We start from the raw sequence: 25277 nt of genomic DNA on the forward strand, positions 1-25277 counted from the left end.
GATGGGGAAGTGGTGAGAAAGTGAATTTTATAAAAATCATACTGGTTATTACTTTTGTAGCCATTATATCGGCATGTAGTGGTTTTAAAGAAGAGGAAGCTGTCCCGTCTCCTCACCCCCAAGAAATATCATCACACAGGGTAACACAAGATAATAGAAATGTTACTGAAAAAGAAGCACGGTGGCTTTTAAATGGGGAAGAAGATCCGGAACCTACTCAATTTTTGACCAATTTAGATGATCCTACAGGAAAGACCTATATACGAATCGATGATTTGGTAGATGCTATGCAAACTAAGGAAGAACGAATAAAATATCGCGGCTCCCAAGTAACTGTCAGTAGGGTGTCTAGTGATGGGAGTCGAATGGCGGTCGTAAGGACAATCTCTGATGTGGAAGAAGGGGATCAAAACCACATTCTTGAGGTATATGATCTGAACTCAGGAAGAAAGGAGTCCGAGTTTGAATTGCCTCCAACGTCTTGCCCTATAGCCTCCCCTGATTTAAGTAAATATCTTTATGAGCTGAATGGGCAAGTGTATTTATATGATGTACTAAAAATGCAAACGACAAAACTAAACCTTGGGAGCAATAAACTAGATTTAAGTATGATTAGCTCAGGATTATTTTCTCCAGATGGCACTAGATTCTGTTTTGAGGAATATGACCAACCAGGCATCATTATGATAAATCTATCTGGTATTAGTGGAGCAAAACGTTTACTTGTAGATACTAAGGCTTCGCTTTTGCGATGGGATCAGGACGATAAATTGATTTATGAAGTTTCAGAAGAGGACGAAAATTATACACAAGATGTTTATTCACTGGATATAGAGAGCGGAGAAAAAAGGTGGATAACTAAATGCTCTGAACCATTTATACTATCCCCTGACCAAAAGTTAGTGCTATCGGCAGAATACGAAGCTCCAAAAATGTATCTGGTTCATGTGAGCGATGGAAGAAAAGAAGATATATCCTCTTTTACCGAGAATCAGGGAGTACTTACTGTTCCAATACAATGGATCGATACAAAAATCAATTATATGAAGTTTGCCAACAAGGTCAAAGTGAAAAAAATTACGGCCTCTTCCACACTTTCTGATCGGAGTAATTATTCTTTTAGCGTGAACAATTTAACGGACGATAATAATTTGACCCCTTGGTGTGAAGGAACGAAGGGAGGCGGAGTAGGGGAAACGCTAACTATAGATTTGGGTTCAGTTCAAGAGGTCAGAGGTATAGAGATGATTAATGGAATTATGTGGGTTAACAATAAGTATATAGACATGAATACCATCCAGAGGATGAAACTTGATTTCTCGGATGGACAATCTACAGTGCTTGAGAACAATGACACACGTTTTAAGTTCAATGAACCTATACGAACTTCTTTCGTTAAGATTAGCATCCTGGAAGTGAAAAAAGGCGCGGACTTCCCAAATACATGTATAGGTGAGCTGAAGTTATTGTGATGAATTGTAGAAAATGAGGAAAATGTATGATGCAGATAAATAAAATTGCGTTGCTCGTCTTGATCTTTTCTATACTAGGCGGGTGTATACAATCGAATGACGGCCAAAAAGCGCGGGAGCGGAATGAAACTCATGCTGCTGTCTCTCAGCCCAAGAAACTTTCTCCAGCAAAAAGTGCTGTAAATTGGTTGCTTTTTGAAGCGGAAAATGGAAACATGCCTATGGATTATCTCGCTGATATGGATGATCCTACAGGCAATACCTATATTGATTTGTACGAGATTATAGGTAAATTACATGCAAGTGAAGGTGAAGCGTATCCTGAATCTGAGTTGTATCTGGATAGGTTCTCGGATGATGGCAGGCGTATTGCCTTATGTAGAGAGTCAACCGAATTGAATTATTTAGTGATCAAAATCTTTGATCTATCTACCACAAAGAAATTATATGAATTTAAGGTACCGAATAGGGACTACGCTATTATGTCTCCTGACTTACGCAAATGTGTTTACACAGATGATGATGCCATTTTTTATTATATGAACCGAGGGCAGAAAACTGAAGCATTGGGGCGTTTAAATGATGGTCACTATCTCCAACTTCCAGTATTTTCACCTGAAGGTAGCCAATTTGCCCTTGTAGATCGTAAACATAATGTATTGATTTATGAATTGTCTAAGAAAAAGCAAATTCAACAAATAAAGCTAGGGATAGAGGGGATACAGATTGAACAGTGGCTTTATAACGATAGTCTACTGCTCTCTTCTTACGATCTTGATAAGACGTATTTGCTCAATATCAGAACAGGAGAGAAGAGGTTATTAATGAAAGCCACAAACTCTCCTGTTATAACTTCGGATAACCACAGGGTTGCTTATTTGAACTCGAAGGGTGAAATGCAACAACGAGACATCCAAACAGATCTGCCTATAGAATACTCCAATGTGTTCCACAGGATAGGCTATAACGTGTCCCCTACACAATGGATACAAACTACAATGGATTTGATGAAATATCGGAAAAGCATTCCGGCACAGAAAATTGTTGCTTCATCTACGCTTCCAGATCAGGCAGGGAACTCCTATGCTGCCCGTAACATCATGGATGGAGATGCGAGTACAGCCTGGTGTGAAGGCGTTAAAGGAGACGGGATCGGGGAGTGGATCAAAATTGATTTCGGCTCTATGCAAGAACTAAAGGGGTTTGAACTTATTAATGGTTTAGCCAAGTCATCCAAGGATTTCCAAGCAAATAATAGAGTTAAACGAATGAAGCTGGAGTTTTCAAACGGGCAGACCATGATGATAGATAATGATTTTATAAGCAACCAATTTCTTGATAACCCCATTCATACCTCTTTCGTGAAAATAACGATTGAGGCCGTAGAGCGAGGAAGCAAATATCACGATACCTGTATGTCAGAGATACGATTCTTTTAGTATTCGTAAAAAAGGAGAAGACATATGAAATGGAAAGAGCCGACGTTTGGTGCAACTCCTATGTTGAAAGCTTTAACAACTGCTAATGCACACAGGAAAGCACAGGCATTTGATCTTGCAGCAGAACAGAAAAAACAAAAACTAAATTACCCCGACTGGGCCCAAACCTGGATGCGTAAATACAAAGAAGATTGGTATATTGCTCAAGCCAATGGTGACAAGGTTGGTATGCGTAAAGCGCAAAAGTTGGCAGAGGGGCTGCGAAGCAAATTACGTGAAATGGCTACGTTCCCCAAATGGGCTCAAGAGCAGATGCAAAAAGAAACCATTCGTTGGATGACTGCGGAGGCAAGCGGAGATATCAGGGAAAGGCTGGCTGCTGAGGAGGCGGGACGAGCTATTCGTGAGAAGCTAGGTTTGATCGATACAAGTACTAAAGCACCACCGGAAGTACCCGTTACCACCGAATCGAAAGATGAAGCTACAAAAACGAATGTAAAGACTCCGGCTGGAAAATGGATACCTGCTGAATTCCAGTATAACGGCAGTTCTAAAGCTGAGAAATATTTCAAAAAGAGTTCAAAAAAATTTACTAGGCAGAAATGGAATCAGGAAAAGCTGCACAGTTTGTGGGAAGCTACAAAAAGCATACAAGAAACGTATCATATTCAGATTGACCCACGTCTTTTGTTAGCTATTATTATTCAGGAAGGGACGGGAAGCTTCAATACGAGTAGTACAAATCGAGCAGCCGATGGCCAGCATGGTGTCGAGACTAATTATGCAAAGGATTTGGTGAAGGCACATAATTTAATATTTGGCAAAGTATTGGGATATATTTACTATGGTGAGGAATTTAGACGAGTTGTAGTTAAAAACAACAATTTGGAGGGGATTAAAGGTAAAGGTGATATATACCAATACTGCAGTTGGAAAACACCGATTGTAAGAATGAACTCGAAAAGAGTAGATTATGGGCCGTATGCCGGTCACGGTACATGGGGAGAGGATGTAAGATCCATTTATAACAAACTAAGTAATAAAGAGGCCGATAATTATGACTTATATCTATCAAGTATGAGTAAAAGCACAGCTCAAAATATTGCTAGCGCAGAAGGTATAAAACTTCCTGCTATTACCTTCAAAGCACTTCAAAATGCCCAAGATAGTGGGGGTCATGGAAATGGAGAGTGGACGGTAACGGGGGAACGATAAGTTGAAATTCGAAAAGAGGAAACGAAGTGTACAAGCCAAGTTACGGTTATTTTATTATATTGATTTTTTTGGCTTTAGGAGTAACCGCATGCAGTCTTTCAGACATCAATACTTATAACAATGGGAAAACAGCTACTGCTAAAGCAAAGCAAGAAAGCACTAGCTACTATCCAGAGAAAAGAACAGACAAAGCCAAAAATGTTGTATCTGCCGATCCAAAGTCCCTTCAGGACGACGACTTTGAAGTCTCATATCGATCACATAAGATTGATAAGAATACGGATATTAAAGAACTTATCCATAAGTGGGGTTACAGTGAGGGATACGATAGCTTCAATCGAGGATATATTAGTGGGAATGGAACCTACAGAAGATGGAACTTATCTTATCCTAACTATGAAGATTCAGAAATTCGATTTGTAGTTCTATCTAAGATCGAATTTGAAGGGGAGGAACCGGTTGATGGTGAAAGCTATCTAGTAGCCGTGAGCTTGGAAAATCCCAAGTTTGAAACTAAAAGAGGATTGAGAATCGGTGATACACTCGGCAAAGTACTACAACTTTACGGACAACCAAGTATTGTGAAAAATGGTAATTTGGTTTACTCCAAAGATGGCCAACATTTGAGTATTAATTGGGATACTAAAACAGAGAAAGTAAATAATATTTTTATTGAATATAACATGGAGAAATCCGTAAAGCAGCAACGTAGTGCTGATTATGTAGAAGAAGATGCTCAGCCCGACCCTGATCTAGAACCATATACTATTCAGAGAGAACAATCATTTACCACCACTCTTAATGGATGGGGAGAAGTAAAGTTTATATCCACTTTAAAAGATGAGGATACGAATGATCTGATTCAAGCAAAGTTTTTTTTGGAAGTTAACAGTGACAAAAATGTGGAAAACAAGATCCTGTACGAATTCCCCGAATTTTATGGTAACAACGGTAAAATGATTGATAGAATCAAAGCAGTAAGTTTTAAGGATTTGAATCAGGATGGACGTACGGATATTGTTATTATTGCTGATTATATCACCGGAGTTAATGCACACGGAATAGAGACACTCCCTGTCGCAGGGGTTTACTTTCAGAAAAAAGATAACACATACACTACCCTGCCTGAATTGGATAAGAGTATCAATCAAACTGGACATAACCGAACACTTCAAAATGTCATTCAATACGTAAGCAAACAACGGATAAACGTGCAATAGGCAATGCGAAAAGGGAGCTTTTTTTGAAATGAACTTTATAAAACAAGATATAATACTACTTTTAATCATGTTAATCGCCCTGCTACTAAATGGATGTTCCGAAAAATCTACGAATGAGAAGCAGCAGGCAGTTGACCCCACCAAACCTAGCACTCAAGTGATAGGGCAAAAAGTTGTGACTGAGCCAAAGTCTGCTGCTCAAAAACAAGATCGAAATCGCAATAATGTATATCCGAAAAATAAAAGAAATGAAAATTACGTCGCAGATTTTAACACATTAGATCAGTTTATAAAGGAAATCCAACCCCCAAATGAGCAGCTTCAGAAAATGTTAAAAGAAGATTTGGACTTTGATGGAAAGCCGGAGTACGTGCTTGCTTTTGGATTAGAAAAAGAAGAGATTTACAATATATTTGTAGTCGGGGAGGAGGAACATGGCTATCACATCATTGATAAACTAGAGGACCCCGTTATAGTTGTGCATCTAAATACTGATGTGAAAATCATGAAACTGGATCAAACAGATCAAAAATTTATCGTTGTATACTCTATAGGCGACGGAGGGGCTTACTCAGAAGGATTCTCCATATATACTTTGGAGAATAATCATATAAAGAGCATAAATTCTGATTTTCCTAATGCTACTGGACAAGGAATTCGAACGTTAAAAGATACCGATCATGACGGTATATTTGAAAGTGTAGATTATTATGAATTTAGCGATACTCAGGAGCATACGATCATGGTCTATCAAAAATATGATGGAAAAGGACCGGAAAAAAAGGAGATTTTGTATACAAACAAAAGTAAAAAGTTTGTATATCCAAGCAATCCTAAGGATGTGATACTGAATTACTTGGAAGTTGATTATCTTATGAAGTGGTTTGATATACCTTTTCCTGAAATGGACCAACTCATTGATCCGGTAGCAAAGCAAACATATGATTTTGAGGATGCTATCGATTTATCTGGTTTAGCATATTTATCTTACCCGGTGTTGGAACTGAGTATTAATGAGGTTAGTAGCGATGATAACCGAAAAATATTTTTGGTAAAAGATGATTCATTAGAAGAAAGAGCGAAAAAGGAAATTCTATTTACATTAGAAAAGCAATCAGGCAAGTGGACGATTAAGAGTATAGAAATGAACGATAAATTGTAGAAAGTGTGATATCCAGCATGAATTACTTGAAGTACTGCCGAACTTGTTGCGTTCTGTTACTACTCATTTCCTGTGTGGTGCTGAATGGGTGCATGAAGGGACAGGATTGCACAAATTCCAGAGAATATCAGGCAGAATGAGGAACTATGGAGTGAGCTAAGTTCTGTTGAGGATCAATCTGTTTCCACAGTTGGCGGTGAAAAATTGGATACCGACCAATATGAAATTGAAGAGTCGCAGTCTTTTCAAACTACTCTCGAAGGCTTTGGGAAAGTACGGTTTGTATCCACATATGGGTATCCGGAAGGTCTCCGCAAATTCTTTTTCTTTCTATTAGATGATCAAGGACATATTCTGTATCCATTCCCCGACTTCTATGGGAACCGTGAGTGGGTTGCACGTTACGGAGGAGTAGAAGCAGTGGCCTTCAAGGATGTGAATAAGGATGGATTGAAGGATGTTATCATCATTGCCGATGTTGACAACGGGATTCATGGACCTGGTAGAATTGATGAATTCCCTATAGCGGACATTTATTTTCAGAAAAAAAATAAAACTTTTACCACAATCCCTGCATTAGATGAGACTCTTAACGATCAGGGACATAATCGAACCATTAAAGATGTCATTCAATACGTAAGCAAACAACGGATAAACGTAAACTAACCGACATAGAGGAGCGGTAACATGGGATATCCAATCATCAAGTATAATGGAACAGTTTTATCTCTTAAAAATCCAAAAATTAAAGTTGTACAGAAAATGAATGAGCATGTGAAGGTCTTTTTGACAGGTGTATTAACGGGTGCTCAAATGGAAGAATATACAGATCATATGGAAGCAGGGGCGAAGTTAGTTGTTTCTTATATGAATGACGGTCATAAACAGAGTGTGCTATTTCGAGGGCCAGTCACGCAGTACAGAATCAAGATGGTATCCAATGTAGCTCATTTGGTTGTCGAAGCTCTTTCTTATACAAGCCAGATGGATGAAATACCTCATAGACAATCTTTTCAAAATGTAAAGATGAAGCTGCAAGCATTGCTTGAACACGTGCTCAAATCCTATCCCAAAGCCAATTGTACGAGTCGGTTGAAGGATCAACTTTTACAGGAATTTACGATGCAATTTGATGAGACGGACTGGTTGTTTCTGAAACGTATAGCGTCTCGGCTCGGTTGGGGACTAATACCTGATCCGATTGGTGAAAAACCTCAGTTTTATTTTGGATTACCGGATGGTGTCAATCAGGGTGACCTCAGGCAGTATAACTACTCCATGACCAGAAAAACCAAACCAGGGGCCGGCAAGGACAACAACCTTTTGTATTATAAAGTGCAGACGACAGGGGCCAAAGATGTCCTGCTACAAATTGGGGCTGAGGTTAAATTTAAAGGGAAAGCTTTGTACGTCCTGCAGTCTGTTGCGTTTATACGACATAGTGCTTTGTGGCATGAATATGTGCTGACTACAGCAGATGGAATGAAGCAGGATTTGATTGTAAATGAAAGCATTCGTGGTATCTCGTTAAAATCGAAGGTTATTGGAATTGAGCAGGACCACGTGAAGGTTTTCTTTTATGAAATGGATAAGGTCAAGCCGAATGTCAAGGAAACCTACGCTTTCCCAACGGCTACATTTTATACATCGGAAGGGAATACAGGATGGTACTGCATGCCGGAGCTGTTTGACTTTGTAGACATTTACTTCCCGACCGCTAAGGAAAAGGACGCCATTGTAACTCATTCAATCCGCAAGAGATCCAAAGGGGGCGACTTTATTAAGGACCCGTCCACGAAGATCTTTATGACCAAGTACCGCAAAGCTATTATTTTTGAGAAAAATGAAATTTTAATTACGGGGAACGACGATGAGGTGGTGATTCGACTGCTAGATGACCACGGCATCGAATTGCGGAGTAAAAAGGACATCCGTGTTAAGGCTGATGGAAACCTAGTACTCAATGCGGGTAACACAATACAAGTCACAGCCAAAGATGCTATCGGTTTAAAATGTAAAACGAGTTTGGTTGAAATGGACGGAAACATTAAAATGACTGGAGAAAAGATAAAGACGCAGTAAATACAACAACCTAAGAGAGGGGAAAAGCATGGCTAAAGTAACTACAGGAGCAGTCGTGAATGAGAAACCGCCGACCCAGGAAGATATGGTCCAAGAATGGAAACATAAAATAAGCAAAGGCGAATATCCTTTTATTCATATAAATCAGCCTCGCACCCAAAGTGAAAAACGGTAAATGTGTCAGGCAACGAGAGAATAAGGCTCCTAAGGAGCCTTATTTGTTCATCTATGCAATTTTCTCCTAACATACAGTTACAAAGACCTATTCCGCCTAAGCTATGTACTATGACCAAAAATGCTGAATCCAATGACTTTATACTTATTTTTCCTCTCGGCTATATCGCTCGTAAATAGGATGCACTATAATTATACTACTTCTTAATTTGGGAAAAATTAGACGGTGGAATTTATAATAGCCCTTCTCAGGAAGAAGGGGTCTTGTATTTGGGAACTTCGCTGTCGATAAACCAATCTGGCCCAGAGACGTCGATTACTTCTTTGGTTTTATAACTGTAATAAATGGTAATCTTGCTGTCTTCGTGACCTTTAATGTACCCATACAGATATATTCTTGAGTGGACAGCAGGATCATCCACAGTATAATCCTTTAGTATAAAATCGGCATTATAGTGTTCTTTAATAAACTCCACGCCGATGGGAGTAGCGACGTCTACTAATTCTTTCTTCTCTTTGTCGGACAAGCTGGAACAACCTCCTAAATACATAACAATTAAAATAAGTGCCAGAATCAGTGGGATTTTTCTGTTCAAGTTACAATTCTCCTTTTCTGGTAATCACCTTTTTCATAACTCTATAATATATTTACACAATAGACAAGGTGGGAATAACTTGACCTACATTAACGACAAAACATATTGGACCATTGCAGATAGAGTTTATGACCGGGAGTTGACTGCTAAAGATTCTAAAAGCAGAATCCTCCCTGATTGGAAGATTGTTGAACCCGAAGGAGCTATGCTGCATGACACGAACGGTTCGGGATTCGATGCGACCGTATTCCATAACGAAAAAACCAATCAGGTGATCATCGGTTATAGAGGTACAGAACCTCCGGATCGGCCCAAGTGGAGCGTGGCGATGGACTGGGGAACGGATTTTAGCGATGTCGTCGGAGGACGCGCGAAAACGTTGGAAGAAGTCCATCAATATTATGAAAATAATAAGGAAGAGGTGGCCAAACTCCCGCCACAAGTGCAAACTGCATTTCTTCAATATGAGGAAAAGTATCAGAATAATCAATTTACACAAGCTCAAAATCTATATGATGTTGTAAAAAAAGAGTATCCCTCTGCTGAAATAACGACCACAGGCCATTCTCTGGGAGGAGCGGAGGCAGAATATGTGGCGGTGCGGAACGGACTGTCATCCGTCAGTTATAATCCACCAAGCATTGTACATCTATTACCGGATGATCTTCAAAAGAAGGTGGAAAATGGCGACTTTCGAAAGACGAATGTCGCTTATGTCAATCCGAAAGATACTATTGGTTCGGGAGTTAATGATGCACAGCCACATGTGGGTGCAACCTACTTTATAGACAATGATTATAAGACAGCTAATGAAGCCAAAATCACTGTTCCTGTTTCATTACCAGTCAAAAGGGAAAATAAGTGGGCTGACTTTTTTTTGGGACCCAAATGGTCTCCCATTGTCTATGTCCCAATTACGTTGCCTATGATGCAGCAAGATCCGATTACGAAGTTCTATAATTCAGTATTTGGAGAAGCAACGCATAGCATGGAGCATTTCACATTTGATGAGAACGGCAATATCAGCAATCCGCTGTACACTATGGACGGACAATTGGTAGAAGGTAATCCGCGGGTGCAGGCGTACGAGCAAATGCTGGCCGCACAGGCAGAGCTTAAGCAAGTCATGGGCGATTTGGTCGAACGCTACGGGGGACAATTAGGTGCCTTCGGGCAGTTTGCTGCTAATGCACTGGGTGTGAATTTGATGGGAGCAGGCCAAAATGACCGCGCTAATGGTGGAGCTTATTTTGTAGGCAACAAAAATGGGGGCACAATTCAATTAACACCCGAAGAGCTAAAGCATGCGGCAAATCAGATGCGTTCTAGCTTACATGGATTTTCCAGTGATACCCGTGCGTCCATTCAGTTATTTCAGGCTCATATCGGGACAAGTGAAAGCCAGTCTTTGACCCCGCTTGCGCATAGTGCTACGGCGACACTGGATCGAATTAATCGCTGGTATCAGGAGTCGATCACAGAGATAGCAGAGTATATCGATCGTAAGGGCCAGGAATTTACGATGGTGGATCAATAAGAAAGAGCAGCTGGAAGACCACAACGGGAGGCGAAAGAGATGAGTAGAATATCTTTGAGCCTGGGGGATCTGCGGAGAGCTGTACAGCAGTGCGAGCAGCTAAGGCAAAGACTTCAGCATCAGGAGCAGCAGATGAAAAATATATATAGTCGTCTCCAAGACTGGCGAGGCGAATCGGCTGCTGAATTAACACGCAAAATGGAGGCGTTTCTCCAAGGAACCACATTACGGATCCACGAGTTGGATGAGCATAAAGAGCAGTTGAAACGTTATATTCGCAAAATGGAAGAAGCTGATCGACGGGAAGAAAAGCGTAAACGAGCAGCACAATGGTGACAGGCGTATATCATAGCTAACTTTATGCTGTTGTGGCCAGCTACATAACTTACAAGAACCGTACTATCGCTAGGAGACTTCTGCGGGGTACGGTTTAATTGTGTGTACATAAAAACTACATATATACTACATATATAGTAGAAGGAAAAAATATCTCACGGAATGCGGCGATAGTAATCTTGAAGTCTGCATCTTAAGGTTGCTGTTATGTTGGAGCATTGTTGTACGAGCTACAGTTAATGAAGTTTCATCTGATCAATGGAAATAGTAAATTGTTTCCTTTCGTTGTTATCGGCCCTTTGGTAGGATGGATCTAAACCGAGATTTTTGAGATCAGTAAGTATAAAAATGTCGCAAAGCTACAAACTTCGACATATTGTTCGCTTTTTCGCGATATACGTTATTGAATCAGGGATTTTTGTTTGCTATTTAGCGTATATTTATGTATAATCTATCGTGTTAAAAGATTGATTGTACGTAATATGCTGATGAGGGTGGGTTCATGACGCTGCTCGACAGTAACGAAAGCAAAAAGCGGATGTGCCAGATTTACAATGAAGTTTCAAAGGAACTGTTCGGCTTCGGGACCACGCTGTTGCGGGCCACCGTTGAGAACAACATTGTTACCTTTGTAGCGAAGCACCGGCGTTCTCCACGCTCGGCGGCATTGGAAGTGGAAGCCCCCGGCTTGAAGCTGGAAGTGGATTTCCGAATGTCCATGCTGTATAAGAAGAGACTTCGCGAGAAGCTGATTGAGGATATGGAGCTCGATATAGAAGCTCTACTGCGCGACTATGATTCAGCAACGCAGTGGGCCATTACGAACATCATACTGAAAGAGTCCTAATAAAATTGGATATTCGGCTTTTCGCTTCGGATCTATCTGAGGGGAGAACCTGTTATAACGCGCAGCGGGATCAACTTATTCTTTGTTTACGAAGAAAAGTATTCTTGTTTTACAAGAGTACTTTTCTTTTTTGTGTCATAAGGTGTGCAGAATAAAAAAACAGGGGGAGTTTCATATGAAAAAGTGGTTTAAAGGATTTATGGCTGTGACCTTGGCATCTGTGGTACTGGCAGGTTGCGGCAGCAATGCTACTAGTGGTCAGACAGATGGCAAAGATGGCTCAGCTGATGGGAAAAAGAAACTAGTTATTTCCACATGGGGCTTCTCCGAGGACTTTTTTAATAAAGAAGTGTACGAGCCTTTTGAAAAGGAACATAACGTTGATATTGTTGTAGAAATCGGAAATAATGCGGAACGATTGAACAAAATCAGTCAAGGCAGCACTGATGTCGATCTGATTTATCTGTCTGATTATTATGCCCAACAGGGAATTCAACAGGGGCTATTCGAGAAGTTGGATCGCAGTAAAGTGCCAAACTTGAACCAAATTTATGATATTGCCAAAGCACCACTGGGTGAGGAATATGGCCCTGCTTATACAGTTGGACGCCTTGGTATTGCCTATAATCCAGAGCTGGTGAAAAAAGATGTGACCTCCTGGGCCGACCTGTGGGGCACTGAATTCAAAGGAAACGTGACTCTGCCGAATATTACGGCAACGGCTGGCCCGATGATGGTAGACGCGGCTTCCAAGGTAGCGGGTAGCAAGGAATTTAATGAAGACCAAGCCTTTGGGAAGCTGAAGGAACTGAGTCCGAATATTGTTAAGTTTTATAGTAAAACGTCCGAGTTCGTAAACATGTTTAGCCAGCAGGAAATTGCGGGCGGTCCGATTATGGAAATGTACTTCAAAGATTTGCAGGCAGCTGTGCCAGGGGCGAAATTCGTAGCTCCTAACGAAGGTGCCTACGCAGTAATGAACACAGTTAATGTAGTAAAAGGGTCTGACCAGAAGGAGCTGGCTGAGGAGTTTATCAACTGGCAGCTGAGCAAGGAAGTTCAAGAAAAATCCGCCAAAGCAAAGGTTGATTCTCCGGTGAACACGCAGGTGGTATTGTCCGGTGCGGATACAGAGGGAATTACGTACAGTGCAGATGTAGTGAATAAGCTGACCAAGCTGGATATGAAATTCGTTAACGATCATATCAAGGCATGGACAGATCGCTGGAACCGGGAAGTTGCACAATAATGAAAAAGATCATATTAGATGTAGATACAGGCATTGATGATGCGTTGGGTATTTTACTTGCGGCCAAAAGTGGTCAGCTGGATATCCAAGCGATTACTACAGTATGCGGGAATGTTTCACTTAAACAAGCAACACTGAATACATGCAAAATCCTCAACCTGCTGGATAGACCGGATATTCCGGTCTATCGGGGGGCAGAGGCTCCATTAATACGAAAAGGCCTGCACGAGCACCGTGTTCATGGAGAAGACGGTATCGGAGGTGCATTGAGTGGAATAGTCCCAGCCATCTCTGCATCCGAAGGTTTTGCACCGGATATCATCATTGAGACCGTGATGGCTCACTCGGGGGAAGTAACGCTGGTTTGCACCGGACCGCTCACCAATCTGGCGTTGGCGTTGCTGAAGTGTCCCGATCTGACGGATCACGTTCATGAGGTCATTTTTATGGGCGGTGTTATTCACGGGTGCGGCAATATTACACCTGTAGCGGAGTATAACATGTACGCTGATCCTGAAGCCGCACGGATCGTATTTCACGCTGGATTTAGTCGATTGATACAGGTTGGTCTGGATGTAACACGCAAGGCACTGCTGACTGCGGATCATGTTGCTCGTCTGACCCGCCCAGAGATTCGTGATTATGTAGCTGAAAGCACGGCCGTGTATACCAAGCGTTATGAAGAACGCAACGGCGTAAAAGCGTGTGCGCTTCATGACCCGCTTGCCGTAGGTGTGGCATTGAATTCGAGGTTAGTAGATACCTCGCTGTTATATGTGGACGTGGAAACCTCCAGTCGCATATGTGACGGACAAACGGTAGGAGATGTGCAGAACCGTCTCAATCATAGTCCCAATATGAACGTGTGCGAGCAGGTGGACAGTGAAGCTTTTCTGGAACTGTTTATCCAGGTGCTGAACAAGGAATAACATTTTGATAACCGCAAGGAGCTACCCATGAAGAAAACATACTTGTATTGGCTGCTGCTGCCAGGTTTGCTCTTTCTGGCGGTGTTCATGGTCATTCCGATTGTGTTGACGATCGGTTCGACCTTCGTACAGAACAGCTCATTCACCCTAGAAGGCTATCTCCATTTCTTCAAGGACCCTTATTTTCTGAAAATATTGCTGACTACGCTGGAGGTCAGTGTCGTAACGACCCTCGTATGCGTATTGCTCGGTTTTCCGACGGCTTATTATATTTCACAAAAGGCCCCGCGTCGTAAAGGGATTTTGCTGGCGCTGGCTATCTTTCCCTTGTTGACGAGTCCGGTGGTGCGGTCATTCAGCTGGATGGTCATTTTGGGTCGCAAGGGGTTATTAAACAACGTGCTAATGAGTTTAGGACTCGTGGATGAGCCGCTAAATATTTTGTACACTCCGGCAGCGATGATTATTGGTCTGGTCCATTTGTTTTTACCGCTGATGATTATTTCATTGATTGGTGTGCTTGAAAATATTGACGGTGATCTTGTCCATGCTGCTCAGAGTCTTGGAGCCTCCAGATTCAGCGCATTTCGTAAAATTGTATTCCCGCTGTCTGTTCCGGGTCTGATCATTGGAAGCATTCTTGTTTTCGTAGGCAGCCTGACAGCTTATACGACCCCAGCACTATTGGGAGGGAAACAGCGGGTTATCGCTACATTTTTGTACCAAAATGCGATGACGCTTAACGACTGGTTTTTAGCCTCTGTTATCGCAACAATTATGATTGCTATTACATTTATCGTGGTCGGTCTCTTAAATAAGGCGGCCCATAAACTCAATCCGAAGGGGTAGGTGGATATGCGGGAGAAACATTACGGACTAGGCTTCTTTAGCCTGCTGGTCTTCATCTTTCTGCTCGGTCCGCTGTTGATCATATCGGTCACTTCTTTCGAGCCGGGCACGGTATTAAAATTTCCTCCGCAAGGCTTTTCCTTGCGCTGGTATGAAAATATTTTTGAAGTGGATTTGTTTATGTCCACGTTCAAAACGTCGATTGTCGTCTCTCTGCTGGGCAATATCTTGGCGTTGTTAATCGGTATGCCAGCCGCTTATGCGCTTAGTCGGTTTTCGTTTCGCGGGAAGGATGCACTGAATGCCTTGTTCCTTTCCCCGTTGCTTATACCAGGTATTGTGCTTGGATTTACACTGCTGCGTTATCTGATCATTGTGTACCATTTACCGGTATACGCTGGACTTTTGATCGGACATACGGTGATTATGCTGCCGTTCATTATTAGAGTCATTGCATCCAGCTTGTCTAACTTTGATTTTGCGATTGAGGAAGCAGCGCTTAGTTTGGGAGCTGGACGGCTGGAAACCTTTTTCAAGGTGGTTCTACCCAACATCCGCTCAGGCATTATTGCGGCTATCCTGATTGCCTTTCTGGAATCATTCAACAATGTCGACATTTCCGTCTTCATGACAGGACCGGGCTTCAGCACCCTGCCTATTCAAATGCTGACTTACGTCGAAAATTATTTTGATCCGACGATTGCAGCGATTTCGGTTATGCTGATGATTTTAACGGGTATCCTGATGTTCTTGATTGAACGACTGATGGGATTGTCTTACTTCACTAAAAGGTAATGGAGGCTTCAACCTTATGGCACTGCTTACTCTGGATCGCGTTTCGGTCGCTTATGACAACCAACTGATCTTGCAGGATTTCGATTTGCAGCTCGAACGAGGGCAATTGCTCTCGTTGCTCGGACCGAGTGGTTGTGGCAAAACGACTACACTTCGTCTTATTGCAGGATTTCTCGAAGCTAAACAAGGAACATTTTTGTTTGGTGATAAGGATTATACCCGGGTTCCAGTGAATAAACGGAACTTCGGTTTTGTATTCCAAAGTTATGCGCTTTTCCCGCACTTGTCGGTTTTTGATAATGTTGCCTTTGGTTTGCGGTTACGTAAAGTAAAAGAAGATGATGTGAAACGACGCGTTATGACTATGCTGGATACGGTTAGCTTGGGGGGATTCGAAAAACGTTTCCCTGGCGAATTATCAGGCGGGCAGCGTCAACGTGTCGCGATTGCGCGAGCGCTTGTAATTGAACCTGATCTGCTGCTGTTTGATGAACCTCTGAGTAACCTGGATGCTAACCTGCGTGTAAATATGCGCGTAGAAATCCGCCGTATTCAACAGGAGCTAGGCATCACCACCGTGTATGTATCGCACGATCAGGAGGAATGTTTTTCGATTTCTGACCAGGTTGCGATTATGAATAAGGGGAACATCGAGCAATTAGACGCTCCATCGACCATTTTTAAATATCCGACGACCGAATTTGTTGCCCGCTTTATTGGGTTTAATAATTTTCTAAGCTTTGACGAGCGCATTGAAGAAGGAGAACGTATTCGACTGAATACAGGCGACCTTTCGTTTAGCGTAGTGCGTAATCAGGGCACAGTCCAGCCAGGGGCTCGCCAAGGCGCTATTCGCCCGGATGATTTGGTCATTCGAACAGAAGGCAACGAGACAGGAGAAAATGAGCTTTCTGGTGTCATTAAGGTAAGTACTTACCTAGGGCGCAGCTATCAGTATGTGGTAGAGACAGCGAAGGGAAACTTTACGGCTAATCAGGAAATGGATACGCCTTACTTGAGTGGTCAACGGGTTACCCTGCATTTTCCGGCAGACAAAATGGTGCTGGTCCAATAATCAGCGGGTTCAATGAAGGAGATACATCATGCGTGCAGACAAAATGATTTTACAAGTTAAGGTGTATAACAGTTACTACAAGACGTTCGAGGTAGGCAATGTTGCTATACTTGACGGCAAGTTTATGTATATCGGTCAGCGTGGTCTGGAATCTTTCGAGGCTGCTGAAATTGTGGAGGGGCACGGGAAATATATGATTCCCGGCCTGATCGATATCCATTTGCATATCGAAAGTACAATGGTGACCCCAGCAACCTTTTCCTATGGACTCATTCGCAATGGGGTCACGACGATTGTACCGGAACCGCACGAAATGGCGAATGTTTTCGGATTGGAAGGTATTCAGGAAATGATGGAGGCCAGCAAAGATTGCGTGGCTGATATGTTTTACGGAATTCCTAGCTCTGTCCCAGCGACACCATTGGAAACCTCAGGGGGCGAGATTGACATCCCCGAGATTGATACTTTGTTGCAAACGGGTGAGATGATCTGCCTGGGTGAAATTATGAATTATGTAGATGTCATTCGTGATCCGGAGAGCAAGACGAACCGCGTCTTACGCCATGTTCGTGAGCACTACCCAGAGCTGATCATTGAAGGTCATACGCCGCAGTTGCTCGATCTGGATTTGCATCAGTTGATCTATGCAGGAATAGGCTCAGACCATACCCACCAAAGCATTGAAGGTATGAAGGCAAGAATGGCAGCCGGGATGTTTATTGAGATCCAGGAAAAATCCATGACCCCTGAGGTGATGGACTATCTCATTCAGGAGGACGTTGCACAACATTTTTGCTTCGTAACGGATGATGTAATGCCGGATTCTTTCGTAGAGCGGGGACATCTGAACCATATTGTAAGTAAAGCGATCGGAATGGGCATGAAGCCTGAGGATGCGATTTATGCAGCTACGTTTACTCCTGCTGCCCGGATGCGCATGCATGATCGCGGGACAATTGCGCCAGGGAAAATAGCTGACTTTGTGCTACTATCGGATCTGGAGCAGTTTGATGTGGAGCAAGTCTATAAGGACGGTCATAAGGTATTTGATAAATTTGAGGAATATCATCAGGCACAGGTAAAGTGCCAGTTCCCTGCCCACTTTTATCAAAGTGTAAAGCTCAATCCACTCACAGAGCAGGATTTTACTGTGAAGTTGGATGTAGCTGATGGCACACATCAATGCCGTATTATGATGGTCAAGGATGGATCAACTTTTACAAGCGAACGAATTGCACCTGCCCAAGTAGAGCAGGGTGAACTGGTATGGGAACATGGTGAACATGGACTCATTGCTACGTTTGAGCGGTATGGCAAGAACGGCAACCGTGCTTACGGTTTGATCGGGGGAGATACGATTAAACGCGGGGCCGTGGCAACCACCTATTCGCACGATAACCATAACTTGTTGGTCGTGGGGCATAACAAGCAAGATATGATTTTGGCTGCGAATACGGTTCTATCCAGCCAAGGGGGCTTTTGCGTAGTTGAAAATGGCAAGGTGCTGTCCCATTTACCGTTAACGGTGGGCGGAATTTTAACAGAAGGACCGCTAGAAATGGTTGCTGCCCACGTAAAGGAACTGCGTTCAGCCTTACTGTCGCTAGGCTATCGCCATTACAATCCAATCATGTCTTTAAGTACTCATTCTTTGCCAGTCAGCCCAGCTTTGAAAATTACCGATCACGGCTTGATTGATGTAAACGCAGGCAAAGTTGTACCCTTGATTGTAAACCCTTCGGTAATGTAAGAATAAAAAAAGAGTCGACCCTTTTACGGGGCGGCTCTTTTTTGATGCTTTAGCAGACAAACTTAACATCTTCTATACTTCTATTGATGTAACCTATGTATAAAAGATAAACAAGTCTTGATTCTGGGTACCCGATTGCATGTAGAGTTTGCTTTTACAATTAGTTCATGTAATCTTCATGATTAAAATCGAATAAGGACTTGAAAAACATCGTCACAGTGTTATAATTAAAACAGGATTTAGATTAAGTCTAAATTAATTGATTAAGATTTATTGGATTGACGCATGGAATTTTGAAGAAAATCAGACACTACTGCTAACGAGCATCCAAGCTTTACACCAACTATATTTGAACGAGAGGGGATTTTACACATGAGTACATTAAATCATACGAACGCACCTACACAAGAGGCTATTCAAGAATTGCATAAGGCTTTGAACCGTCAGGTCGCTACCTGGTCTGTGTTGTACACAAAACTGCATTATTTCCACTGGTATGTAAAAGGACCTAAATTCTTCACACTGCATGCTAAATTCGAGGAGCTTTATAATGAAGCAACAGCTAATCTGGATACGATTGCTGAACGTTTGTTGGCTATTGGTGGTCGTCCTGCTGCGACCTTGAAGGAGCATTTGCAACTGTCAGCTATTCAGGAGTCCGCAGGCGAGCAGACAGCCGAAGATATGGTGAAGGCCGTTGTAGCTGATTTTAAAACGATTACTGTTGAATTGGCTAATGGTATGGAAGCAGCAGAAGCGGCACAGGACAAAGCAACAGAGGATCTTCTGAATGGCTTGAGAGAAGAAATGGATAAACATATCTGGATGCTTACCGCATATTTAGGATAAATTTCCGGGAGTGATTTCCACGGATATGGAGATCAGGTGAACAAGCTATACATTCCGTTGGTTCCAGCCTGCCGCTGGAGTATAATGACGAATAGGCATGGAAGACCATAGGCTCATAAGGAAGTGAGCTACCGGGATGGGGTGTAGGTTGTGGAAGTGAAACAACAGCTTTTGCATGAAGCGGAGCAGTTTATATATACATGTTATGAGGAGCTGGGCCGAAGCCGCGATGATGCGGAAGCCCGGCTTCTTGATATTCGTCACGACATAGAGACTATTGGAACGTACGATCATACTTACGAAGAGCTGGAACACGGGGCACTTATGGCTTGGCGGAATAGCAATCGCTGTATCGGTCGCTTGTTTTGGGACAAGCTTTTGGTCAGGGATGCACGTGGAGCGTCAGATGCGACGCAAGTAGTTCACGAGCTATTGGAGCATATCCGCATAGGGACGAATGGCGGTAAAATTAAGCCTACGCTTACTGTATTTCGCGCCTCCCAGTCGGGCCAGCCGGATATTCGTATCTGGAACCATCAACTCATTCGTTACGCTGGATATGAAACGGATCAAGGGGTCATCGGGGATCCGATCTCGGTGGATTTTACGAATGCTTGTAGGGATTTGGGGTGGCAAGGAGCAATGACTGCTTTTGATATATTGCCGCTAGTTGTGGAAGCGGGAGGCCAACCTCCCAAGCTCTTTGATATTCCTGAACATTTGGTGATGGAGGTGCCCATTGAGCATCCGGAACTCTCGTATATAGCCTCTCTGGGATTGCGCTGGTATGCTGTGCCTATGATTTCAGATATGACGCTGGAGATTGGCGGTATCATCTATACAGCAGCTCCATTTAACGGCTGGTATATGGGGACAGAAATCGGTGCCCGTAATTTTGCGGATACCTTCCGCTATAATATGTTGCCACAGGTGGCAAAACTGATGGGGCTGGATACGACGAGTGAAACAACGCTATGGCGTGATCGGGCGCTGGTAGAGTTGAACATTGCTGTGCTGCATTCTTTTAAAAAAGCGGGGGTCAGCATTGTCGATCATCATACCGCAGCAGCACAATTCAAGTTGTTTGAGGAACGGGAAGCCAAGGCTGGTCGCGCGCTGACAGGTAATTGGACGTGGCTGATCCCACCGTTGTCACCAGCAACCACGCATATTTTTCATAGTTCTTACGATAATCGGCTCGTGAAGCCGAATTTCGGAGTTCAGGAAAAGCCATATATGACGAGACAGGCTAAACCAACAACAGATGCAGCGCTGCCGCAGAAGCCGCAAGGCTGTCCTTTTCATTCTGGATAACCTAACGGGAGACTAATTGTTGGATCTGGACTCCGGTTTATCCCATACAACGATCAATAGGGTCGCGATCGGCCCTATGAGTAGTGAGAGCACAAACCAGCTAAGCCTGCTCCGATTTTTGGACTGTGCCAAGCCGGCATTAATAAGGGCAAGCGTTCCCCAGCCGATATAATAATCTTCTGGCATGGTATTCTCCTCTGTAAAAAGGTATAATATCGTACTGTGTATTGTATGAGTACATTCATAATTTCATAAGTTATATCGTAAATATAACTTTATATATCTTGGTTTGAGGAGCGAAGCTAAGTTGGAGAGAAATCAGGCAGAGCGCATTGTCGCTGAGCTTTTGGAACGAGCTGCTATAGGCGTAACAGTTAAGCTGGAGAAACGTTTTCCTGGTGGACGGCTGATTGGGGGCAAATATGCCATGCATGCTCACGCCATTACCATGTATACGGATGTTATCGAAACACAATGTTTACAGATGTTCGGCAGCGCAGATCGGGTTGAGGAATATTTTACGGTTGTGCTTGCGCATGAGATCGGGCACGCCGCCGATACTGAATTAGAGGGCCTCTCCGATGCGATGGAGCAAGAGAATAGGATCGGGACCCGGCAACGGCTTGCGCTGCAAATTGAGGAAAACGCATGGAACTATGCGCTTAGACTGGTGCCTGAAATAGAAGCAACGTTTATTTCTGCCGTAATAGACGAGTCCCTGCTTGCCTATCGAGTCCCGATTATGGAGCAGTCTGACATTGCGTAATGATGAATGATCCAAGAGCCGTGAGGCTCTTTTTTATTAGTTTTTAACAAACGAGGTGGACAGACAGATTCAAAGGAGCAGCTTTTTAAGCTGTGATACACGACCTTGAGACAATTCCAGCATTTCGGCTAATTCTTTTTGAGAGACATTAGGGTATTCATCCATGAGCTGCTTTAGTTTATTCAGGAGCTCATTCTGATTCCTGTAGCTTCTTCTTTTCTTCGGCTGGACAGGACGTGCTTCACTCAAATGACTGGAGGGATTATCGCTCTTCAGGTTTTCAATACAACTCTTGCAGATCAGATGATCTCTGAAATAGCTTAAATGATCAACGGCGCCACAAAAATAACAAGAAACCCCTGTATATTTGCGAATCATCAGTCCCTCTGGTGTAATAAAAAAATCGAGGGCATCTCCAATATTAATATTCATAGAAGTGCGTAGTTCTTTGGGTAGCACAATGCGTCCCAAATGGTCTAGTGGTCGTGTCATTCCTGTGTTCTTCATCATTTTTCCCCTTTCTTGGAATGCGCTTATGGTTGCAGGAATTGTATGTTATGTATGCTGGAAGTAGAAAGCGCTTATATTAAAGTTTGTTTTGGTATAGCTATCCTAAAAAAAGCTCCGGCATGACGAACAATTACGTCTGCCGGAGCTTGGTGCAGCCAATGAATCTAAGATGTCATGTCGAATTACTGTGGGTTGGTTGTCCAAATGCCGGCTACTTTTAATTGAACCCGTGGCGGCAGCTTTAATGCAGCTAACGTCAGATCGGCCAAATCCTGCGGCTGAAGCATGCGGTCCTCGTCACCAATAGGCAATCCCGCATTTACAGCCAATTCTGTATTGACCGTGCTTGGTGTCAGCGCGGTAACCCGAATGTTGGATTTGCGAACTTCCTGCATCAGTGCTTCCGTGAATCCCATCAAAGCAAATTTGGATGCGCAATATGCAGAGCCTGTTGCAAAACCTCGTTCTCCTGCTGTGGAGGAAATGTTAATAATATTTCCGCTCTGTTGCGCCAGCATGCTTGGAAGAGCGGCGTGTGTCACATAATAGGTTCCCATCAGGTTTACGCGAATAATACGTTCCCACTCTTCGGGGTCCATATCTGCGACTGTGCCGAAGGTGGCGATGCCTGCATTGTTGATCAAAATATCGACGGCACCCAGTTCATGCTCCAGTGAAGCTACAGCGGCAGCGGCCTGTGTGCGATCGGATATATCCGCAACAGCACTCACCACTTTCACACCGTATGTACTCCCCAGTGAATCCTGCAGCTTTTGTAGGTCGGTCAATGTGCGTGAGATTAACCCCAGATTAACGCCTTCCTTGGCCAAGGTTTCGGCAATTGCCTTACCGATTCCTTTGCTGGCTCCTGTAATAATGGCTGTTTTGTTCTTAAGTTCCATCCAGTCTCCTCCTTATCACTATATAACGTGGTTGTGCATCTGAGCACATGGTTTCATTATACTAGGTTGAACCCCTTGAACCAAACTTCGCCTCTAATGAGGCATTCATTTAGAGGTCTCTATTTGGAAATATCAATATCCCCTGAAGTGGTTTCGACCTTAATCACGTTCACACTACCGGGAACAGATTCGGGAGTATTGATACTCCCAGAGTCAGAGCGGACATTATAAACACCTTTAAAATCGGGAGCTTGCTTAATCTTCACGTCACCAGAATCAGCATTCACTTCCAAGTTGGCTACGGCACGTTGTGTAATATTTGTCTCCCCTGAGGTTAGGGAGAGAAGACCATTACCGCTATAATCGCGAATGGTGACATTTCCTGAAGTAAGCTTTAGCTCCATATCTGCAGTAAGCTGACTGGCTATAAAGTTACCGGACGTTAGATTTGCGATCAGGTGGGTACTTTGGAGGTTTGTAATCTCGGCAGTGCCTGAAGTAGCGGTGATAGAAGTATTTTTCACAGAGGCATCTTGAAGTTTTACATTCCCTGAATGTGCATCTACCTGCAGATCAGTTAGTGTTTCGCCAGAGGGCATCTCTACGGTAATCGTTTGATCCAAATCAGGAGTGATCGAAAAGAATGACAAGGAAGGGGCCGGCTCCGATTGAATGGTAAGCTTACCGTTCTCAATTCGGGCATTATGAATTTGGTCGGCGACTTTTGTCTGAACTTCTCCGCTGATGCGTATCGTACCTTGGTCGCCAGAGCCAGGAGTGAACAAAATAGAAACATCATCAGAACTGTCCACTTTCAGGTTTTGTAGCTGACCACGTGTGAATGTCCACTTTTTATTTATAGCCGTTGTTTCTTTCATTACTTGTTGATTCCATGGAGCACCGTAGGCCACCATTCCGGCTGCACCGATGACAATGCACAGACCTGCTGCAATAAACCACTTTTTATTCATGTTTTTAGTAAGCTCCCCTCAGGGTAGTCTGATTCCATTTCCAGTATCGTACTGTGCTCTTGACCATAAGGAGTAAGAGATAACGTACTCCAGGCAGCAGCAATAGACCTATACCCGTCAACGTGATAGAGAAAAAGAATTTGGCCGGGTAAAAGGTGCTGTTAAGCGCATAATCAGTAACAGCGAGAAGGGGGGCTACAATGAAGCTGATCGATACCACAGCCAATGAAGCCCATACTGCCCATAGGGTAGCCATAATCGGGATGGAGATTAGCAAATTGAGAAACAACAGCCCTAGGAAAGTAAAAATATTGCGTGCAAAGCTGCCCTGGCGAAGCGGAGGAGAAGCGTTCCAGGCTGCATTGGGAACATCCAACGCTTCTCGAGCAATATCTTCTGGGTTCCCCAGCTCATGGGCAATCTCACTTTCGCTTTTGCCATTAACCAACCCGTAGTCAAAATGCTGGCTCAAATCACTAAGCAGCTCATGGCGTACCTCTGCAGGGAGAGGAGAAAGACGCTGTTCCACCTCTGTAAGAAACTGTTTTCTATTCATCGGAATTTCCTTCCTCCAGTAGGCTTGCGACATGATGGACAAAATCATTCCATTCCCGTGTAAGTAGTCTTGTATAATGGCTACCGGTATCGGTTAGCCGATAATATTTACGGGGCGGACCCTCGGTCGATTCCTGTAAATACGTCGTGCAGTATCCCTCTGATACCAGACGGCGAAGCAGTGGATATAGGGCTCCCTCTGCTACTTCAATATGACGGGAGACGGCTTGAGCCAATTCGTAGCCATAGCGGTCTCTACGTCCAATTAGAACTAGAACGCATAGTTCCAGTACCCCTTTTTTGAATTGGATGTTCACATTCACGAGCGATGCTCCCTTCCTGATGTAATCATAATTCATAGGTGTCGTTCGGAATAAGGGGAAGAAACGTGTGTTTGTGCATAATTTGTCACGGGTACTGATTATAAATCAGTAGTCAGGTATAATTTAACATCATGTACTGATTAATGCAAGGTACTAAATTTTTAATAATAAAATCTTCGGGTCAAAATGGGCTGGTTTTCTTTCTTTAAGGCTTACATGAATAGCGAATCTTGTAGAATAAAGTAGTTTCATTTGGAAAATTCTCGATTTCTGGCTGGGTGCACCCATAGGATGTTACTTTAATTTCATTCATTAAAATGATAGATTGTAAAGTGTTCAATAGAGTTAAAGATTACCTAT

General features: G+C 43.1%; 27 protein-coding genes. 20 read left to right on the plus strand and 7 right to left on the minus strand.

Annotated elements, in window-relative coordinates; genetic code table 11:
- Positions 1 to 20 precede the first annotated feature (20 nt).
- From BN1546_RS12935 to BN1546_RS27320, 8 genes are all read left to right on the plus strand, one after another.
- The gene (locus tag BN1546_RS12935; RefSeq protein ID WP_090737818.1) at positions 21 to 1472 is read left to right on the plus strand and encodes an NADase-type glycan-binding domain-containing protein; all 1452 of its coding nucleotides are present in this window, start codon (positions 21 to 23) and stop codon (positions 1470 to 1472) included.
- 26 nt (positions 1473 to 1498) lie between these two features.
- Entirely contained in the window at positions 1499 to 2911 is a 1413-nt protein-coding gene (locus tag BN1546_RS12940; RefSeq protein WP_090737820.1) for an NADase-type glycan-binding domain-containing protein, read from the plus strand.
- Between the two features lie 24 nt (positions 2912 to 2935).
- On the plus strand, positions 2936 to 4126 hold the full coding sequence (locus BN1546_RS12945) for a hypothetical protein (protein ID WP_090737822.1): 1191 nt from the start codon (positions 2936 to 2938) through the stop codon (positions 4124 to 4126).
- Positions 4127 to 4152: 26 nt separating this feature from the next.
- Positions 4153 to 5346, plus strand: a complete 1194-nt coding sequence (locus BN1546_RS12950) for a hypothetical protein (protein WP_090737824.1) — start codon at positions 4153 to 4155, stop codon at positions 5344 to 5346.
- A 28-nt stretch (positions 5347 to 5374) separates the two neighbouring features.
- Positions 5375 to 6508 carry a hypothetical protein gene (locus tag BN1546_RS12955; RefSeq protein WP_090737826.1) on the plus strand — a complete coding sequence of 378 codons (1134 nt, stop codon included), beginning with the start codon at positions 5375 to 5377 and terminating at the stop codon, positions 6506 to 6508.
- 204 nt (positions 6509 to 6712) lie between these two features.
- Positions 6713 to 7174, plus strand: coding sequence for a hypothetical protein (locus BN1546_RS12960; protein WP_255305337.1), 462 nt, complete (start codon positions 6713 to 6715; stop codon positions 7172 to 7174).
- A 21-nt stretch (positions 7175 to 7195) separates the two neighbouring features.
- Complete coding sequence (locus BN1546_RS12965) at positions 7196 to 8590, plus strand: hypothetical protein (protein WP_090737828.1); 1395 nt, start codon at positions 7196 to 7198, stop codon at positions 8588 to 8590.
- Between the two features lie 28 nt (positions 8591 to 8618).
- On the plus strand, positions 8619 to 8765 hold the full coding sequence (locus BN1546_RS27320) for a hypothetical protein (protein WP_176702333.1): 147 nt from the start codon (positions 8619 to 8621) through the stop codon (positions 8763 to 8765).
- Positions 8766 to 9012: 247 nt separating this feature from the next.
- Here BN1546_RS27320 and BN1546_RS12970 read toward each other — a convergent pair whose 3' ends face one another.
- Positions 9013 to 9360, minus strand: coding sequence for a hypothetical protein (locus BN1546_RS12970; RefSeq protein ID WP_040102645.1), 348 nt, complete (start codon positions 9358 to 9360; stop codon positions 9013 to 9015).
- Positions 9361 to 9439: 79 nt separating this feature from the next.
- On the opposite strand from BN1546_RS12970, the gene BN1546_RS12975 reads away from it, so the two are divergent.
- From BN1546_RS12975 to BN1546_RS13025, 11 genes are all read left to right on the plus strand, one after another.
- Complete coding sequence (locus tag BN1546_RS12975) at positions 9440 to 10897, plus strand: lipase family protein (protein ID WP_040102646.1); 1458 nt, start codon at positions 9440 to 9442, stop codon at positions 10895 to 10897.
- 39 nt (positions 10898 to 10936) lie between these two features.
- Positions 10937 to 11233 carry a WXG100 family type VII secretion target gene (locus BN1546_RS12980; protein WP_013373572.1) on the plus strand — a complete coding sequence of 99 codons (297 nt, stop codon included), beginning with the start codon at positions 10937 to 10939 and terminating at the stop codon, positions 11231 to 11233.
- 502 nt (positions 11234 to 11735) lie between these two features.
- Positions 11736 to 12080, plus strand: coding sequence for a hypothetical protein (locus BN1546_RS12985; protein WP_013373571.1), 345 nt, complete (start codon positions 11736 to 11738; stop codon positions 12078 to 12080).
- Positions 12081 to 12255: 175 nt separating this feature from the next.
- Entirely contained in the window at positions 12256 to 13329 is a 1074-nt protein-coding gene (locus BN1546_RS12990; protein ID WP_090737830.1) for an ABC transporter substrate-binding protein, read from the plus strand.
- Positions 13329 to 14258 carry a nucleoside hydrolase gene (locus BN1546_RS12995; protein ID WP_090737832.1) on the plus strand — a complete coding sequence of 310 codons (930 nt, stop codon included), beginning with the start codon at positions 13329 to 13331 and terminating at the stop codon, positions 14256 to 14258. The genes BN1546_RS12990 and BN1546_RS12995 overlap by 1 nt, the downstream gene beginning before the upstream one ends.
- 27 nt (positions 14259 to 14285) lie before the next feature.
- Entirely contained in the window at positions 14286 to 15107 is an 822-nt protein-coding gene (locus BN1546_RS13000) for an ABC transporter permease (protein ID WP_013373568.1), read from the plus strand.
- A 6-nt stretch (positions 15108 to 15113) separates the two neighbouring features.
- Positions 15114 to 15902, plus strand: a complete 789-nt coding sequence (locus tag BN1546_RS13005; protein ID WP_013312456.1) for an ABC transporter permease — start codon at positions 15114 to 15116, stop codon at positions 15900 to 15902.
- 16 nt (positions 15903 to 15918) lie between these two features.
- Positions 15919 to 16977, plus strand: a complete 1059-nt coding sequence (locus BN1546_RS13010) for an ABC transporter ATP-binding protein (RefSeq protein ID WP_025676792.1) — start codon at positions 15919 to 15921, stop codon at positions 16975 to 16977.
- 28 nt (positions 16978 to 17005) lie between these two features.
- On the plus strand, positions 17006 to 18727 hold the full coding sequence (locus tag BN1546_RS13015) for an adenine deaminase C-terminal domain-containing protein (RefSeq protein WP_090737834.1): 1722 nt from the start codon (positions 17006 to 17008) through the stop codon (positions 18725 to 18727).
- A 372-nt stretch (positions 18728 to 19099) separates the two neighbouring features.
- Positions 19100 to 19576: a Dps family protein gene (locus BN1546_RS13020; protein ID WP_090737836.1), complete on the plus strand. Its 477-nt coding sequence runs from the start codon at positions 19100 to 19102 to the stop codon at positions 19574 to 19576.
- Positions 19577 to 19726: 150 nt separating this feature from the next.
- The gene (locus BN1546_RS13025) at positions 19727 to 20890 is read left to right on the plus strand and encodes a nitric oxide synthase oxygenase (protein ID WP_058711233.1); all 1164 of its coding nucleotides are present in this window, start codon (positions 19727 to 19729) and stop codon (positions 20888 to 20890) included.
- 12 nt (positions 20891 to 20902) lie between these two features.
- Here BN1546_RS13025 and BN1546_RS27325 read toward each other — a convergent pair whose 3' ends face one another.
- Positions 20903 to 21076 carry a hypothetical protein gene (locus BN1546_RS27325; protein WP_167346971.1) on the minus strand — a complete coding sequence of 58 codons (174 nt, stop codon included), beginning with the start codon at positions 21074 to 21076 and terminating at the stop codon, positions 20903 to 20905.
- Positions 21077 to 21197: 121 nt separating this feature from the next.
- Between BN1546_RS27325 and BN1546_RS13030 the strand changes: the two genes are divergently transcribed.
- Positions 21198 to 21656 (plus strand): hypothetical protein, encoded by a 459-nt coding sequence (locus BN1546_RS13030; protein ID WP_058711234.1) that lies wholly within the window; start codon positions 21198 to 21200, stop codon positions 21654 to 21656.
- A gap of 69 nt (positions 21657 to 21725) precedes the next feature.
- Here the strand turns inward: BN1546_RS13030 and BN1546_RS13035 are convergent, their stop codons facing one another.
- The 5 genes from BN1546_RS13035 to BN1546_RS13055 all read right to left on the minus strand — a co-directional run bounded on the left by BN1546_RS13035 (position 21726) and on the right by BN1546_RS13055 (position 24917).
- Positions 21726 to 22163, minus strand: a complete 438-nt coding sequence (locus BN1546_RS13035) for an AbrB/MazE/SpoVT family DNA-binding domain-containing protein (protein WP_090737838.1) — start codon at positions 22161 to 22163, stop codon at positions 21726 to 21728.
- 185 nt (positions 22164 to 22348) lie between these two features.
- Positions 22349 to 23068: a 3-ketoacyl-ACP reductase gene (locus BN1546_RS13040; RefSeq protein WP_013373559.1), complete on the minus strand. Its 720-nt coding sequence runs from the start codon at positions 23066 to 23068 to the stop codon at positions 22349 to 22351.
- Between the two features lie 119 nt (positions 23069 to 23187).
- Positions 23188 to 24039, minus strand: coding sequence for a DUF4097 family beta strand repeat-containing protein (locus BN1546_RS13045; protein ID WP_090737840.1), 852 nt, complete (start codon positions 24037 to 24039; stop codon positions 23188 to 23190).
- Between the two features lie 4 nt (positions 24040 to 24043).
- A complete protein-coding gene (locus tag BN1546_RS13050) occupies positions 24044 to 24595 on the minus strand; it encodes a DUF1700 domain-containing protein (protein WP_025676804.1) in 552 nt (183 codons plus the stop codon).
- A complete protein-coding gene (locus BN1546_RS13055; protein ID WP_013373556.1) occupies positions 24588 to 24917 on the minus strand; it encodes a PadR family transcriptional regulator in 330 nt (109 codons plus the stop codon). Before BN1546_RS13055 ends, BN1546_RS13050 begins: the two co-directional genes overlap by 8 nt.
- Between the last annotated feature and the right edge of the window lie 360 nt (positions 24918 to 25277).

The organism is Paenibacillus sp. Mc5Re-14 (assembly GCF_001049835.1).
In the GTDB taxonomy this organism is placed as follows: domain Bacteria; phylum Bacillota; class Bacilli; order Paenibacillales; family Paenibacillaceae; genus Paenibacillus; species Paenibacillus polymyxa_C.

Coding starts and splice junctions, on each gene's coding strand:
- BN1546_RS13010 (WP_025676792.1), top strand. CDS start 15,919: ATGGCACTGCTTACTCTGGATCGCGTTTCGGTCGCTTATGACAACCAA.
- BN1546_RS27325 (WP_167346971.1), bottom strand. CDS start 21,076: ATGCCAGAAGATTATTATATCGGCTGGGGAACGCTTGCCCTTATTAAT.
- BN1546_RS12955 (WP_090737826.1), top strand. CDS start 5,375: ATGAACTTTATAAAACAAGATATAATACTACTTTTAATCATGTTAATC.
- BN1546_RS12980 (WP_013373572.1), top strand. CDS start 10,937: ATGAGTAGAATATCTTTGAGCCTGGGGGATCTGCGGAGAGCTGTACAG.
- BN1546_RS13040 (WP_013373559.1), bottom strand. CDS start 23,068: ATGGAACTTAAGAACAAAACAGCCATTATTACAGGAGCCAGCAAAGGA.
- BN1546_RS13035 (WP_090737838.1), bottom strand. CDS start 22,163: ATGAAGAACACAGGAATGACACGACCACTAGACCATTTGGGACGCATT.
- BN1546_RS13000 (WP_013373568.1), top strand. CDS start 14,286: ATGAAGAAAACATACTTGTATTGGCTGCTGCTGCCAGGTTTGCTCTTT.
- BN1546_RS13015 (WP_090737834.1), top strand. CDS start 17,006: ATGCGTGCAGACAAAATGATTTTACAAGTTAAGGTGTATAACAGTTAC.
- BN1546_RS12965 (WP_090737828.1), top strand. CDS start 7,196: ATGGGATATCCAATCATCAAGTATAATGGAACAGTTTTATCTCTTAAA.
- BN1546_RS13005 (WP_013312456.1), top strand. CDS start 15,114: ATGCGGGAGAAACATTACGGACTAGGCTTCTTTAGCCTGCTGGTCTTC.
- BN1546_RS13045 (WP_090737840.1), bottom strand. CDS start 24,039: ATGAATAAAAAGTGGTTTATTGCAGCAGGTCTGTGCATTGTCATCGGT.
- BN1546_RS12995 (WP_090737832.1), top strand. CDS start 13,329: ATGAAAAAGATCATATTAGATGTAGATACAGGCATTGATGATGCGTTG.
- BN1546_RS13020 (WP_090737836.1), top strand. CDS start 19,100: ATGAGTACATTAAATCATACGAACGCACCTACACAAGAGGCTATTCAA.
- BN1546_RS12985 (WP_013373571.1), top strand. CDS start 11,736: ATGACGCTGCTCGACAGTAACGAAAGCAAAAAGCGGATGTGCCAGATT.
- BN1546_RS12940 (WP_090737820.1), top strand. CDS start 1,499: ATGATGCAGATAAATAAAATTGCGTTGCTCGTCTTGATCTTTTCTATA.
- BN1546_RS12945 (WP_090737822.1), top strand. CDS start 2,936: ATGAAATGGAAAGAGCCGACGTTTGGTGCAACTCCTATGTTGAAAGCT.
- BN1546_RS13050 (WP_025676804.1), bottom strand. CDS start 24,595: ATGAATAGAAAACAGTTTCTTACAGAGGTGGAACAGCGTCTTTCTCCT.
- BN1546_RS12990 (WP_090737830.1), top strand. CDS start 12,256: ATGAAAAAGTGGTTTAAAGGATTTATGGCTGTGACCTTGGCATCTGTG.
- BN1546_RS27320 (WP_176702333.1), top strand. CDS start 8,619: ATGGCTAAAGTAACTACAGGAGCAGTCGTGAATGAGAAACCGCCGACC.